Annotated in this window: 12 protein-coding genes; 8 read left to right on the forward strand and 4 right to left on the reverse strand. The window is 71.4% G+C overall.

Going from position 1 to position 14,070, the window contains the following annotated elements; translation table 11 throughout:
- Positions 1-221 precede the first annotated feature (221 nt).
- Entirely contained in the window at positions 222-3,836 is a 3,615-nt protein-coding gene (locus AC08OX_RS08305) for a tetratricopeptide repeat protein (protein WP_476607275.1), read from the forward strand.
- A 111-nt stretch (positions 3,837-3,947) separates the two neighbouring features.
- Here AC08OX_RS08305 and AC08OX_RS08310 read toward each other — a convergent pair whose 3' ends face one another.
- The gene (locus tag AC08OX_RS08310) at positions 3,948-4,649 is read right to left on the reverse strand and encodes a Crp/Fnr family transcriptional regulator (protein WP_023840718.1); all 702 of its coding nucleotides are present in this window, start codon (positions 4,647-4,649) and stop codon (positions 3,948-3,950) included.
- A 138-nt stretch (positions 4,650-4,787) separates the two neighbouring features.
- Positions 4,788-5,024, reverse strand: a complete 237-nt coding sequence (locus AC08OX_RS08315; protein ID WP_023840719.1) for a hypothetical protein — start codon at positions 5,022-5,024, stop codon at positions 4,788-4,790.
- A gap of 144 nt (positions 5,025-5,168) precedes the next feature.
- Between AC08OX_RS08315 and nth the strand changes: the two genes are divergently transcribed.
- From nth to AC08OX_RS08335, 4 genes are all read left to right on the forward strand, one after another.
- On the forward strand, positions 5,169-5,903 hold the full coding sequence (nth, locus tag AC08OX_RS08320) for an endonuclease III (RefSeq protein ID WP_476607276.1): 735 nt from the start codon (positions 5,169-5,171) through the stop codon (positions 5,901-5,903).
- 357 nt (positions 5,904-6,260) lie between these two features.
- Positions 6,261-6,731: an NUDIX hydrolase gene (locus tag AC08OX_RS08325; RefSeq protein WP_476607277.1), complete on the forward strand. Its 471-nt coding sequence runs from the start codon at positions 6,261-6,263 to the stop codon at positions 6,729-6,731.
- Positions 6,731-7,282 carry a cupredoxin domain-containing protein gene (locus tag AC08OX_RS08330; RefSeq protein WP_476607278.1) on the forward strand — a complete coding sequence of 184 codons (552 nt, stop codon included), beginning with the start codon at positions 6,731-6,733 and terminating at the stop codon, positions 7,280-7,282. The genes AC08OX_RS08325 and AC08OX_RS08330 overlap by 1 nt, the downstream gene beginning before the upstream one ends.
- 18 nt (positions 7,283-7,300) lie before the next feature.
- On the forward strand, positions 7,301-8,485 hold the full coding sequence (locus tag AC08OX_RS08335; RefSeq protein ID WP_476607279.1) for a MarP family serine protease: 1,185 nt from the start codon (positions 7,301-7,303) through the stop codon (positions 8,483-8,485).
- 35 nt (positions 8,486-8,520) lie between these two features.
- Here AC08OX_RS08335 and AC08OX_RS08340 read toward each other — a convergent pair whose 3' ends face one another.
- Together AC08OX_RS08340 and AC08OX_RS08345 are read right to left on the reverse strand one after the other, a co-directional pair.
- Positions 8,521-9,435 (reverse strand): alpha/beta fold hydrolase, encoded by a 915-nt coding sequence (locus AC08OX_RS08340; protein WP_476607280.1) that lies wholly within the window; start codon positions 9,433-9,435, stop codon positions 8,521-8,523.
- Positions 9,436-9,603: 168 nt separating this feature from the next.
- Positions 9,604-10,101 carry a phage holin family protein gene (locus AC08OX_RS08345; RefSeq protein WP_476607281.1) on the reverse strand — a complete coding sequence of 166 codons (498 nt, stop codon included), beginning with the start codon at positions 10,099-10,101 and terminating at the stop codon, positions 9,604-9,606.
- A gap of 381 nt (positions 10,102-10,482) precedes the next feature.
- On the opposite strand from AC08OX_RS08345, the gene AC08OX_RS08350 reads away from it, so the two are divergent.
- From AC08OX_RS08350 to AC08OX_RS08360, 3 genes are all read left to right on the forward strand, one after another.
- Positions 10,483-11,511: a hypothetical protein gene (locus AC08OX_RS08350; protein WP_476607282.1), complete on the forward strand. Its 1,029-nt coding sequence runs from the start codon at positions 10,483-10,485 to the stop codon at positions 11,509-11,511.
- Positions 11,512-11,798: 287 nt separating this feature from the next.
- Entirely contained in the window at positions 11,799-13,007 is a 1,209-nt protein-coding gene (ssd, locus tag AC08OX_RS08355) for a septum site-determining protein Ssd (RefSeq protein WP_476607283.1), read from the forward strand.
- Between the two features lie 167 nt (positions 13,008-13,174).
- Positions 13,175-14,070, forward strand: an 896-nt coding sequence (locus tag AC08OX_RS08360) for a TadA family conjugal transfer-associated ATPase (protein WP_476607284.1), incomplete at its 3' end; no start/stop codon positions are given.

Raw genomic sequence — 14,070 nt, forward strand, 5'->3', positions numbered from 1 at the left:
GAAGAGATACCGGGCCGATATCACGCAGCGGTATCGCAGCAGCATCGACGTGGCTGCGGTCGGTCATCCGACAAGACGGGATTCGAGGAAGGAGACCCAGGCCACTAAACTCTGGCACGGAGGGAACCGCCCGTGCGCAGGATGACGATTTCGACCAGCCGAAAACCGGGCAACCGGTTCGGCCCCCTACCCACCGGCCACCCGGACGGGAGGCCCCAGGCATGGTGATCACAGCTCCGCACACGGGCCCGCTACGGTGCCCCCGGTGCAGCTCGGCGGCCGTTCCGGGCGGACGATTCTGCTACCACTGCGGCTTGGAGTTCACCTCGGTCGAGAGTCCCGCGGTGGATGCTTCCGAGCGCCGGGTCGTCACCGTTCTGTTCGGTGATCTGTCCGACTTCACCGCCTGGGCGGAGGATCGCGATCCGGAACGCGTCGGGGAGATGACCGATCGGGTCCTCGCCGCCCTCGCCCACGAGATCGACGAGGTTGGCGGCCGCGTCGACAACCTTACCGGTGACGGCATCATGGCCGTCTTCGGGGCTCCCACCGCCCATGAGGACGACCCTGAACGTGCCGTTCGGGCCGCCGCCGCGATGCAGGAGACCGTTCGTCGGCTGGTGCTCACCTCCACGGGGGGTGACGATGACGGCCGGCTCGGCCTGCGGGTGGGCGTCAACACCGGCGAGGTCCTCGCGGGGGTGCAGGCCGCGCTCTCCTACACCGTGATCGGCGATACCGTGAACACCGCCGCCCGGTTGTCGGCCGCCGCCACGATCGGCACCGTCTACGCCGGTCGGGAGACCGCGCTCGCCACCCGGTCCGTGGCCACCTGGCGAGAGCTGCCCGACCTGGTCCTCAAGGGCAAGCGGGAGCCCGTCCCAGCCTATGAGCTGGTGAGCCTGCGCCCGTCGAACGTCGCCCGCCCCGGACTCGCCGACGACGCCATGTTCCTCGGCCGGGACGCCGAGCTCGCCTCGCTGACCGATCTGTTCGACCTGGTCGTCGCCAACCAGTCACCCGAGGTGGCACTGATCACCGGGGAGGCCGGGATCGGCAAGACCCGCTTGGCCATCGAGCTCGCCTGTCGGGCGGAGCGGACCCCCGGCACGACGGTGCTCTGGGGACGGACGGTCCGGCACGGTGACGGCCGCGGGCTGGCGCCCCTGGTCGACGTCGTTCGCAACGCGTGCGGGGTGACCGACGGTGACTCCCTCGACCGGGTGGCCAACCGCGTCCGGCGAACTGTGGCGGGGCTGGCGCATCCGCACAGCGGTGCCCGGCTGCCACCCGGCATCGCCGACCGGCTGCTGCTGCTGCTCGGCGTTCCCCTCGACCGGCGGCCCGCCGTCGCCACCGCGGCGGCTCCGGGGGATCCGGCAGCCCGGGCCTCGCACATCGCGGAGGCCGAGCAGCGGTCCGTCGACGCGACGGTGGACGCGGTCGCCCTGCTCCTCGGCGCGCTCGCGTCCTCCGGGCCCATCCTGGTCATGATCGACGATCTGGAATGGGCGACCAGCCAGCTCAGCGACGCGATGAGCCGGCTGGCCTCGGCGTTGTCCGGGCCGATTCTGCTTGTGCTGCTGGACCGGACGGGTCCACGACTCGCCGAACTGCCCCACATCCATCGCATCGCCCTGCAACCGCTGAGCCTCGAGGCCTCCAGCCGCCTGTTGCAGGATCATCTCGGCGGGGTGCAGCTGGAGCCCCGCGGCCGGGCCGATCTGCTCTCCCGGGTGCATGGCAATCCCTTCTTCCTGGTGGAGCTGCTCAACCTGCTGATCGACCGCGGAATGCTGCACCAGTCGGCCGAGACGACCAATGGGGAGTGGCCGGGCTGGGTCCTCGAGGGCTCCCTGACGGAGGCGACTCTTCCCGCCGGGGTGCAGTCGGTGTTGGCCGCCCGCATCGACGATCTCGACCCGGTGGCCAAGGCGGTACTGCGCGCGGCGGCGGTGCTCGGCCCGCGGTTTCCCGCCGAGGCGCTGCCGGTGGTCGACGAACGGCCCGCCGAGGAGGTCACCCGCGCGCTGCGGGTACTGACCGAGCGCCAGCTCGTCCGGCCGCCCCGGGCGACGGAGACGAGGTGGCGGTTCGTCCATCCCATGGCCCGCGACGCCGCCTACGCCGGGCTACCCAAGGTCGAGCGGGCCCGTCGGCATGCCACGGCGGCGCGCTGGGGGGTGACAGCGATGGTCGGCAGCTCGCGGGCCGTCTCCACCTTCGTTGCGAACCACGCCCTGCGGGCCTATGACCTGGCCGCATCGATGAACCTTCCCGCCACCGATCCGGCCTGGTCGTCCCGAATGTCCGGGTTCCATGCACATGTCCGGCTGGCGCGCGAGGCGCTAGCCCGAGACGATCATCGAGCCGCCGCCGACCTGCTGGCCAACGCGCGCCGTCTGGGCCGCGGCATCATCGACACGAACGAGGACAACGTCGTGCGGGTGCTGCACGCCGAGGCCCTGGTCGCGCTGCGCCAGCTCGATGAGGCCGAACGCACGCTACGCCCCGCGCTACGCACCGACGCACCCGTCCGACGGGCCGCCGCCTTCTCCGTGCTCGGCGAGCTGCGCCAGAAGCAGGGACGCGCCGAGGAGGCGGCGCAGTGCCTGCTCACCGCCCTGAAATCGGCCCAACAGGCCGGTGACGACCGTGCGGAGGCCGCCGCGTTGCGCCGGCTGGGCATGCTCGAATACAACGCTGGCCGTATCGACGCGGCGGAGGAACGCTACCGCGAGGCCCTCGCGATCGCCCGCCAGGTCGACGACCCCCGCGGGGTCGGTTGGGCGTTGCAGCACCTGGCCTGGAGCGCCACCACCCGGGGGGACTATCCCCGCGCCGAGCGGACGCTGCGCGAGGCGTCCGCGGTGTTCGACCGGCTCGAGGACACCGGCGGCCTCGGCTGGTGCCGGGGCACGGAGGCGCTGGTGCTGCTGCTGTCCGGGCAGCTCACCCGGGCCCGCAAACTCACCCGCGAACTGATCGAGCTAGCCAGTTCCGTGGGCGAGCAGTGGGGGATGGCCGTCTGCCTCACCATCGACGCGATAGCGGCCGCCGAGCTGGGCGACATCGCCACCGCCGAGGCCCACGCGGAGCGGGCCGCTGAGCTGTTCACCAGCATCGGCGACGCGTGGGGAACAATGCTGACCCTGGTCGCCCGTGGGCTGGCGGCCCGTGGCACCGGCGAATCGGCCCGCGGGGCGGAGTACCTGGAACAGGCGTGTGCCGAGGCGGCCGCCCGCGGACACGTCGTCGTCGGCGCGCTGGCCCGGGTGCTGCTCGGGCTGACCTGGCTCGACGCCGGCGAAGTGGACAAGGCTGGGCAGGCCGCCGAGATCGCGCAGGCGGACCTCGCGCAGCTGGAGCTGCGCCCGCATGCCCAGCTCGGGGCAAAGGTACTGGTCGCGCAGATCGCCCGGGCCCGCGGGCGGCTCGATGAGGCGACCGAGCTGTTGCGGGAGGCGTTGTCGGCAAGCGAACCGGCAACCCTGATGTTCCCCCGCCGGCAGGCGTACGCCCATCTCGCCGGCATCCTGTTGGATGCCGGGCAGCCCACCCAGGCTCTCACCGTGGCCCGGCGCGCGGTCAACGTGGATGCCGAGGACGTACGCGCCCAGGTGCTCGGTTACCGCGCGCTCGGCACCGCGCTGGTGGCCAACGGCGATCTGGAAGGCGGTCGTGCCGCCTATCTGCGGGCGCTGGCGGCCGCGACCGCCACGGGGGCTGTCAGCGAGGCGCCGCAGACCCGCAGGCTGCTGGCGAGACTGCCGGTCAGCGGGGCCGCCGACGGCGCGACCATCACCCCCGCGGGCCTGGCCGGGACGGCCGGATGAACCGCTGGAGCGGTCACCTCCCGTGGCCGGGCCTTGCGCGCGTCAACCGGCGCTCGAGGCCCCGGCGGGACCTCGAGCCTTTCGCCGGTCGCCGGTCGCCGGTCGCCGGTCTCAGCGTGCGCGGCGGGAAAGGCGTTCGCGATCGAGCAGCACGACCGCACGGGAGTCCAGGCGCAGCCAGCCCCGGGTGGCGAAGTCGGCGAGCGCCTTGTTCACCGTCTCCCGGGACGCGCCCACCAGCTGGGCCAGTTCCTCCTGCGTGAGCCCGTGCTCGACACGGACACCGGCGGCCTCGTTGCCGGGCTGTGCCGGCTCACCGAAGCGTTCCGCCAAGTCGAGGAGGGCTTTCGCCACTCGCCCCGGCACATCCGTGAACACCATGTCGGCAACGTTGTCGTTGGTACGCCGCAACCGGCGGGCCAGCTCCCGCAGGAGCATCGCGCCCGCCTCCGGGCGTGATCGCAGCCAGGGACGCAACGCGGTATGTTCCAGCAACAGCAACGATGCATCCGTGACTGCCGTAGCGGTAGCCGTGCGTGGGCCGGGGTCGAACAACGACAGCTCCCCGAACAAGTCTCCGGGACCCATCACGGACAGCAGGTTTTCCCGGCCGTCGGCCGACTGACGTCCTATCTTCACCTTTCCGGACAGGACGATGAAGACCCGGTCCCCGACATCTCCTTCACGGAACAGCACGTCCCCACGGGTGACATCCTGCCGATCAAGATGGTCGGAGAGGGCCATTCGGTCCTGCTCGGACAGCCCTACGAACAGTGGTACACGGGCAAGCAGATCCTCCACAGTCCTGAGCATGCCAGGACTATCGGCAGAGAGCACGGCCAGGGACCCCCAGATGGCTCCGACAGGCCGATCGACAGGGCTCCGACGGGCCGATCGGCACGGCCCGGCCTGGACCCGACGGGCCGATCGGCACAGCCCAGCCCCGCGCGGTCAGGCGGCTCGATGCTTGCCCGGCGGCGGTCGGCGCAGGCGCCGCCGGTAGCGCTCCAACGCGGCGGGGAGGCCCTGATTGACGAAGGTGCTGACCTCGTCCGGCCGGGCGTTGTCGAGGAAGCCCTCGAGGCCCTTACCGGTGTCAGCGGCATTCAACGGACGTTCCACCCGTTCCATCGCCAGCAGAAGGCCGAGAAGCAGCAGGGGAAAGGTGACCGCGGCAATGACAAACATGACCTCTCCATGGTGGCCGACCGGCGACCATCGCATGCGACCGGGGGTGGGTGTGTCGCGCATTGGCCACCTGGCCGGGGCCCGTTCGGACCACCCGGCAGCGGCGCCGGACGGGCGGATCGACCGGCAGATACGCTGCCAGACATGCCCGCAACCGTCGACGCCGCGGCCGAGACCCCGCTCACGAAGACCCGGCGGGCTCGCCGGATAGTGCGTCTGCTGGGCGATATCCATCCCGACGCCCGCATCGCGTTGCACTTCGACAACGCTCTCGAACTGCTGGTTGCCACCGTCTTGTCGGCCCAGTGCACCGACAAGAAGGTCAACGAGGTCACTCCCGGAGTGTTCGCCCGTTATCGGACCGCAGCTGACTATGCGGGCGCGGAGCGCGCCGAACTCGAGGACATGCTGCGGCCGACCGGGTTCTTCCGTGCCAAGGCGAACTCGCTGATCGGCATCGGCGCGGCCCTGACCGAACGCTTCGACGGTGAGGTTCCACGGTCGCTGGCGGCCCTGGTGACCTTGCCGGGCGTCGGTCGCAAGACGGCGAACGTCGTGCTCGGGCATGCGTTCGACGTTCCCGGAATCACCGTCGACACCCACGTCGGGCGGCTGTCCCGCCGCTTTGGGCTGACCACTCAGACCGACCCCGTCAAGGTCGAGTCGGACCTGGCGGCGCTCATCGAACAGCGGGACTGGACCATCGCTTCCGATCGCATGATCTTTCATGGGCGACGGATCTGTCACTCGCGCCGCCCGGCCTGCGGCGCCTGCGGGCTGGCCCGGCTGTGCCCGTCCTTCGGGCTCGGCCCCACCGAGCCTGCCGAGGCGGCCCGGCTGGTCCGGGGAACACGCAGCGACGTCGAAACCCTGCGATGACCGAGCTGCCAGCCAACGCCGACGGCGCCTTCGACACTGACGGGACCACCGTCCCCCCGCCCCCGGCCTGGCTGCGCGCTCTGGCGGAGAAGGCCGGGCAGGCCCTCGTGACCAGCCGGACCCATCCGGGTCATGCGGGCGCGGATGCTCGACCGACCGCCGTACTCATCCTGTTCGGCGATGATGGCCCGGAGGGGCCGGACATCCTCCTGCTCGAACGGGCGGCCGAGCTGCGCAGCCATGCCAGCCAGCCCGCATTCCCCGGTGGCGCCACCGACGCGACGGACGAGTCGCGGGTGCACACGGCGCTACGCGAAGCCGAGGAGGAGGTAGCACCTCGACCCCGCGGGGGTCGAGGTGCTCGCCGTCGCATCCCCGCTCTACCTGCACGCCAGTCGTTATCTCGTGACCCCGGTGATCGGCTGGTGGCATACTCCGTGCGCGGTCGTACCCGTCGATCCCGCCGAGACGTCGTCGGTCACCCGGGTGCCACTCGCGGAGCTGGCCGACCCGGCCAACCGGGTCATGCTGCGCCACCGCACCGGCCTCGCCGGACCCGCCTTCCGGGTCCGCGGCATGCTGGTGTGGGGCTTCACCGCGGGCATCCTCGATGTTCTTCTCCGTCTCGGCGAGTGGGAACTGCCGTGGAACGACACCGAGCTCATCGACTGCCCGGTCGCGCGGGCCACGACCAGCGGGACCCCGGTCGTGCCCGCACAGACAACCAGCCCACCGGCACTGCCCCACCCACCGCTACAGTCCGGTCCACTGGACAGGTCCAGCCCGCCGGCGGCACCGGCATCGCCCTGCGACGAGAGGCACAGCTGATGACCAGCACCGCGGACCGTGACCATGCGGGACCGCGACCGTCCATCCACTCCTCCCGGCAGGGGCGGTCACGACGGCCGGGTGGTACCCAGCACCCGCCCGCTCGGGTGACCTGGATGGACCGGACGGGCTGGACCAGGCGGACAACCCGGCTGGGCCGGCTCACGGTAGCTCTCGGACTGGCACTCGGTCTGTTCCTGGGCGCCGCGGGTTGCGGAGGCTCGGGCAAGGACGGCACGTCGACGGGGCCCTCCCTCACTCCCACCGAGGGAGCGGGCGGCCTGCAGATCTTCGCCGTCACGGGCCTGCCGAACCTGCACTTCTCCGCGATGGAACTGGTGGCCAGGCCGGGGCGGATCCGCGTCGACTTCTCGGTCGCGCCGCAGTCCCCGCCGCACAACTTCGTCATTCCGCGGATTCCCGAGGCACACACGCGCATCGTCTCCGCGGGAGAGTCACAGAGCATCACCTTCTCCGTGACGAAACCGGGTAGCTACCCGGTGGTCTGCACTCTGCATCCCAACATGACAGCCACACTGAAGATCCTCTGAGTCGAACCGACGCCCGCCGTGCTCAACGTCCTGGACATCGTTCTTCTCCTGCTCGTCGTACTCTTCGCGATCTCCGGGTACCGGCAGGGCTTCCTGGTGGGCGCGCTGTCGTTCGTCGGCTTCCTCGGCGGTGGTGTGCTCGGTGCCAAGGTCGCGAAGCCCTTCGCCGAACTGATCGGCCAGGAGAGCCACGGCGCCATGGTCGGTCTCCTGGCCGTGCTCGGTCTCGCCCTGGTCGGGCAGGTCGCGGGCACCGCGATCGGGGTCGCCAGCCGGGACCGGGTGACCTGGCGCCCCGGCAGGGCCGTCGATGCCGCCGCGGGTGCGGTGCTCTCCGGCTTATCGGTGGTTCTTGTCGCCTGGCTGCTGGCGACGGCCGTCGATCGATCGCCCTTCGAGTCCCTCGCCCACTCGGTCCGGGAATCGCGGATCCTCGCCACCGTGGACGCCGGGATGCCCAACGAGGTCCGCAGTGCATTCGCCGACCTGCGCCAACTGGCTGACGACAACGGCTTCCCCGAGGTCTTCGCCGGGCTGGGCGGCGGGCGCATCGTCGCTGCCGATCCGCCCGATCCCGCTTCCACCCGGACGGCCGGGGTCCGCAACGCGGCGGCGAGCATCGTGAAAATCCGTGGCGTCGCCAGCTCCTGCGACAAACGGGTCGAGGGATCCGGATTCGTCATCGCCCCGCAGCGCGTGATGACCAACGCGCACGTCGTAGCCGGAGTGCACCGTCCGGTGGTCGTGCTGGCCTCGCGCACCCTGCCGGCCGAGGTCGTCCTGTTCGACCCCGACCGGGACGTCGCCGTGCTCCGCGTGCCGGACCTGCAACGGCCGCCGCTGCGGTTCCGGACAAACCCACCGGCCGCGGCCGAAGACGCCGCGGTGATCGCCGGTTATCCCCAGGACGGGCCATACACCACTGTGGCGGCGCGTGTCCGCGACCATCAGACCGCCCAGGCCCCGGACATCTACTCGCACGGCCTCGTCCTGCGCGACATCTACGCGGTCCGTGGACGGGTGCTGCCGGGAAACTCCGGTGGACCCCTGTTGTCCGAAAGCGGAGACGTCCTGGGCGTCGTGTTCGCCGCGGCCGTCAACGACAGCGACACCGGTTACGCCCTGAGCGCCGCCGAAGTGGCCAGGCCTGCCGCCGCCGGGGTAATCGCCACGGCGGAGGTGAGCACGCAGGGGTGCGACTGACCTCCCGTACTCCCGCACCGGTGGCCGGGCGACGCTCAGGGACGAAGCCAGCCGAGCAGTTCGGCGTTGACGAGGTCGGGGGCCTCCTCATGCGGGAAGTGCCCGATCTCACCGAGCAGACGCCAGGTGTAGGGACCGCTGACGTAACGCCCGGAGCCCTGGGCGGTGGACGGCAGGAAACAACGGTCCATTTCCCCGTGTATCTGCAGGGTCTCCATCCGCAGCGACCGACGGAGGACACTACCGAAACGCGCCCCATCAGGCCGGAATAACGACCGGAAGATCCACCGGTGGTACTCCAGGGAGCTGTGCGCCACCCCGGGAACGCGCATCGCCGATCGATATCGCCGCTCGGCCTCGGCATCCGGATACCCCGGTCCTCCCCAGCCGCGTAGCAGCGTTGCGACGTGGGCGGCGTCCTCGGCCACCAGGACCCGTTCGGGCCGCCACGGCAGCTGAAAACCGAGCATGTACCGGCTGGCGACACCCTGACCACGAGGATCCGCCGCGATCTGGTGCCGCAGCCGCAGCGGATGGGGCATGGCCAGGATCGCGAGTCGACGCACCACCATCGGATGACGGACCGCAGTGGTCCAGCCAAGCAGCCCACCCCAGTCGTGGCCCACGACCGCGGCGTCCGGTTCCCCCAATGCTCTGACCAGACCGGCCACGTCATCGGAGAGGGTGAAGGCGTCATAGCCCCGAGGCGGCTTGTCACTCGCTCCGTAGCCGCGCAGGTCCGGCGCGACGACGCGGTAGCCCGCCGCCGCCAGCACGGTGAGTTGGTGACGCCAGGCCCACCAGAACTGCGGGAAGCCATGCAGCAGCAGGACGAGCGGGCCGCTCCCCAACTCCGCCACGTGCAGCCGGGTACCGTTGGCAGACACGTCACGGTGCCGCCACGGCCCGTCGACCAGGACGGTGGCGGGCTCGGGAACGGTGTCCTCCATCGCCTGCCAGGATGGCAGACCAGCCCCCGGCCCCGGACCGGCGGTGCTCGTGACGAGCCGGTCGTGAGGTCCGCCGCCGGCCCTCGAACGTCCGCCGCCGGCTCCCTCGCCAGACCCTGTGCCGACCGCGCCTGCAGGCTTGGGTACCGGCGGACACCGAACAGGACGTCAGTGCCCGCGCTGACCCGGGTGGGCGGCCGCACCCGCCGACCCGACCGCGTCTCCCGGTCCGACCGGACCCGCCGACCTGGCTGGGGCGGTCGTCGGATTACGTAGCCAGGTGATGTCGTCGCGCACGGTCTGGATGGTCCGCTCGGGCGGGGAGAGCTTGCGCAACCGCGCCATCGCGAACAGGGCCAGCAGCCCCGCGACGACGAGGTAGAGACCGGCCGTCAGCAGATAGGACCAGAAACGCTCGATGCCGGCCCAGGTGAACAGCTCTCCCAGAAAGATCGTGACGGCGATCAGAGCGCAGAACCCGAGGCCTGCCGCCACCGCCAGAAAACCGATTCCGAGCGCAGCCGACACCGCCTGCTGGGCAAGCTCGGCCTTGGCCAGGTTGATCTCCTGACGAACCAACAACGAGACATCGCGAGTGGCCAGGGCCACCAGCTCACCCAGCGTCGGCTCACGGCCGTCCCGAGCCTTCCCGGCTGCGATCGACACTTCTGGTCCTCCCTCTGGCTGCGACCCGCCCGTGCTGGACGGCGGGACAGTTCGCGCTACCACCCTGATCCGACAGGCACCCTGATCCGACAGGGTCCGAACCGGCGGCGGACCGGAGGCCCCACCGGAGGCCATCCGCCCCGGGCCCCTCCGGTCCATACCGTCAAGTACCCTCCCGGCCGACCGTCCCCCCTGTCGTGACGCGGTCCGCCGCCCCGGTCCCGCTACGCAGTCTCCCCCGCGCGGAGCCGCCTGGGGGCCCAACGACGCGGCTCAGACCTGTGACTCCTCCTACGGGTCTCACCGTCTTCTCGCTTGGCCCGGCCCGCCTGGCCTGGACGGTCCGACCCCGCACGGCCCAGCACGCACGGCCCAGCACGCATGGCGCGGACGGGTAGCGTGCGAGCTGTGAGTCTCCGCCCGTCTGGAACAATCCTCGCCGCCGATCCACTCGCCCGTGTTGCCGCTCTGCCCGGGGTGCGTGAAGCCGCGGACAGCGCCCGATCCGCGGTGGACACGCTTCTGCGCCACCGCGTTCTGCGCCGCCAGAGCGCCGAGGTGACCGCGGAGGCATCGTTGCGGGCCGCCCGCGCCTGCGCCGCCCTCGAGGGATACGAGATCAGCCTGGACGAGTTGCGGGCGCACCTGGCCCGGTCCGGGCCCGAAGGCGTGCTCCCCGGCCCGGAGGAAACGGACGCGTCGAAGGCCGGAGCGGTCACCGACCGCGGTACACGGAACGACGCCGCCATGACCGGATCCGGCCATCCGTTACCTGTCGTCCTCGGCACGGTTCGGCTCTACGCCGAACTGGGCATCCTGGTTCCGGCCTGGGAGCGGGCACCGCGACAGGCCCTGGCCCGCATGCACGTGCTGCTGGGCCGGGGTTTCGTCCCGGGCGACGAGCTCGGTCGTCCGCGGGCCGATGCCGGCACCCGGGAGATTCTCGACCCGTTGCGGTTGGGCCCGCCTCCCCACTCGGTGGAGACCTCGGTTCGGCTGGATGGCCTGACCGGACTCCTCGTCGCGCCCACGAGCGCGCCGGCGATCGTGGTGGCCGCCGTGGTGCACGGGGAGCTGCTGGCCCTACGACCGTTCGGCGCCCTCGACGGGGTCATCGCCCGGGCCGCCGCCCGTCTGGTCCTGATCGGCCGGGGCCTCGATCCCAAGGCACTCACGGCGACCGACGTGGGACATCTCGAGATGGGACAGAACCCGGCGAGCATCCTGCGGGTGGACCGCGCGGGGGACGCCCACGCCGGGGAGGCCCACGCCGGGTACCGCGAGGCCGCCGCGGCCTATGTCGGTGGCGGCGCCGACGGCGTGGCCATCTGGGTACGGCACTGCGCGAAGGCCCTGGAACTCGCCGCGCGGGAGTCCCTCGCCGTCTGCGAGGCGCTCGCCCGAACCTGATCCACACTTACGGCGCGATTGACGCACCTGACGGATCCGCTGCAGGGATGGACCACAACGAACCTGCCCGTATGAACCACTCGGCGCGGACCCCTGCGTGGGCCGCCGCCCCTCCTGCCACGTGGGCGGCAGCCACGCGTTCCCGGCCTGCGGCCTCGGCAGGTCTCGGCCGGTCGAAACCTCCATCAGAACATCTTCAGGCCCTGTGGAGGGCGGTCATCCACAGGGCCTGTCCCGGCGCATGGTGAGACCACGTCTTCCCCGACCCCGATGGGAACGAGGCCGCCATGTCCCCTGCTCCGCCCCTGCTGACCGCCGCGGAGAACCACGGTCCGGTCGTACGCCCGCTCATCGTCACCGCCATTCCCGACCTACTCGACGATCTGTTGCGGCTTGCGGCGGCCGCCGGTGTGTCGATGACGGTCGCCACCGAGATGAGCGCGGTGCGCCGCAACTGGACGTCGGCTCCCCTGGTCATCGTCGGAATGGACGAGGTCGAGCCATGCATCGCGGCCACGCTGCCCGATCGACGGCATGTAGTCCTGGTCGGAGGACACGTCGACGACGGCCGGGTGTGGGACGCCTCCGTGCGCATCGGCGCCGATCACGTGATCTTCCTTCCCGAAGCCGAGCCCTGGCTGGTCGACCTCCTCAGCGATCTCGACGGCCTCGATCGGCATCGTTCGGTGACACTGGGCATCATCGGCGGCCGCGGCGGGACGGGAGCCTCCACCTTGGCCGTCTCGCTGGCCCTGGCCGGGCTGAGGCACGACCTGCGCACGATGCTGATCGACGCGGATCCGCACGGTGGCGGGCTCGCCCCCGCCTTCGCCCGCCTCGTGCCGTCCATGTCCGGTGCCTTCCCTGGCGGGGAGACCTCCAGCCTGGCGCCGCTGTTTCCCACGCGCCACGACCAGCACGACCAGATGGACGGGAACGGCCCGGTCGGGCCGATCGCCTGCTCCGACCGGCTGCCCCGCCGGGGTGACCTCTCCGTGGTGTCCTGGGATCCCGCCGTCAGCCCAGGCGTTCCCCCGGCGACGATGGCCACCCTGCTCGCGACCGCTCGTTGCACGTCCGACCTGGTGATCCTGGATCTCCCCAGCCGAGGGAATCCGGCGGCCACCGCAGTCGACGCGGGCACCACCGTGGCCCTGCGGACCTGCCAGACGGTGCTGATCGTCACGCCCGCGGACCTGCCGTCGATCGTGGCGGCCGAACGTGTCTGCTCGGCCGCCATCCGCCGGTCCGCCGATGTGCGCGCCGTCGTCCGGCTGCACCCGTCCGACCGCCTCACCCCGGAGGCAATCGCCACGATGCTCGGCGTGCCACTGGCCGGGGTGATCAGCAGCCGACGGAACCGTTCGGTTCCCACTCGCGACCGCTACGGCGGCTCAGCCGACAGGAACACCATCGATCGCCTCAGCGAGGAGCTGCTGACCCGCCTCGGCGTTCTCGGGCCACGGGTGTGGCCCGATCCGGAGGCCTGGTCATGACCGGGCTCGGCGAGCGACGCAGGTCCCCATTCCCCGCCACAGGTCACGCGGCCTCACCGGCTGCCCGAGCGGCCGCGAGGCCCGCGGTCTCCACACGATCTTCACCGCCGTCCGCAATCCCATCGGAACCGCTCGAACCGTCAGAACCGCTCGAACCACCGGAACCGGTGGCCGCACCCGCGGAGCCGCCCGGAGCCGGCCCGCTGGATCCCCTCCTCGCTGATCCGCACGTCACCGATGTCCTGGTCAACGGGCCCGGCGAGGTCTGGGTGGAACGCCGGGGCCGGCTCATCCGTACCTCGGTCGCGTTCGCGGACGAGGAAGCGGTGCGGCGCCTGGCCGTTCGTCTCGCCGCGACAGCCGGGCGGCTCCTGGACGCCGCGATGCCCTTCGCCGACGTGCAACTGCGCGACGGAACCCGGTTGCACGCGGTTCTGGCACCGATCGCGGTGCAGGGTACGTGCCTGTCGCTGCGACGGACCCGGCGTCGCCCCTTCACCTTCGACGAACTCGTGCTCGCCGGAACAATGAGCCCGGCGGTGGCGGCCGTGCTGCACGCGGTCCTGAGCGCCCGACTTGCGATCGTGGTGACCGGGGGCACCGGCTCGGGCAAGAGCACACTGCTTGCCGCGCTACTGGGAGCGGTGCGCCCCGACGAACGGATCGTGCTGGTGAAGGACACCGCCGAGCTCGTCATGGACCGTCCGGGGATGGTGCGGCTCGAGGCCCGCCCGCCGAACATCGAGGGCGCCGGCAAGGTTACCCAGCGTGATCTGGTCCGCCAGGCGCTGCGCATGCGCCCGGATCGGCTGGTGCTCGGCGAGGTCCGCGGCCCCGAGGTGCTCGATCTCCTCGTCGCCCTCAACACCGATCACGAGGGCGGGCTGAGCACCGTGCACGCCAACGACACCAGTGCGCTGCCCACCCGCCTGGAGGCTCTCGCAGCCCTCGCCGGGCTGTCCCGCCCCGCGGTCCACAGCCATATCGCGGCAGCGCTCCACACCGCCGTTCACCTTTGCCGGGAGGCCGACGGCCGCCGTCGGGTCTGCGCGATCGGGGTGTT

Source organism: Frankia sp. CoBUL1 (assembly GCF_978021245.1).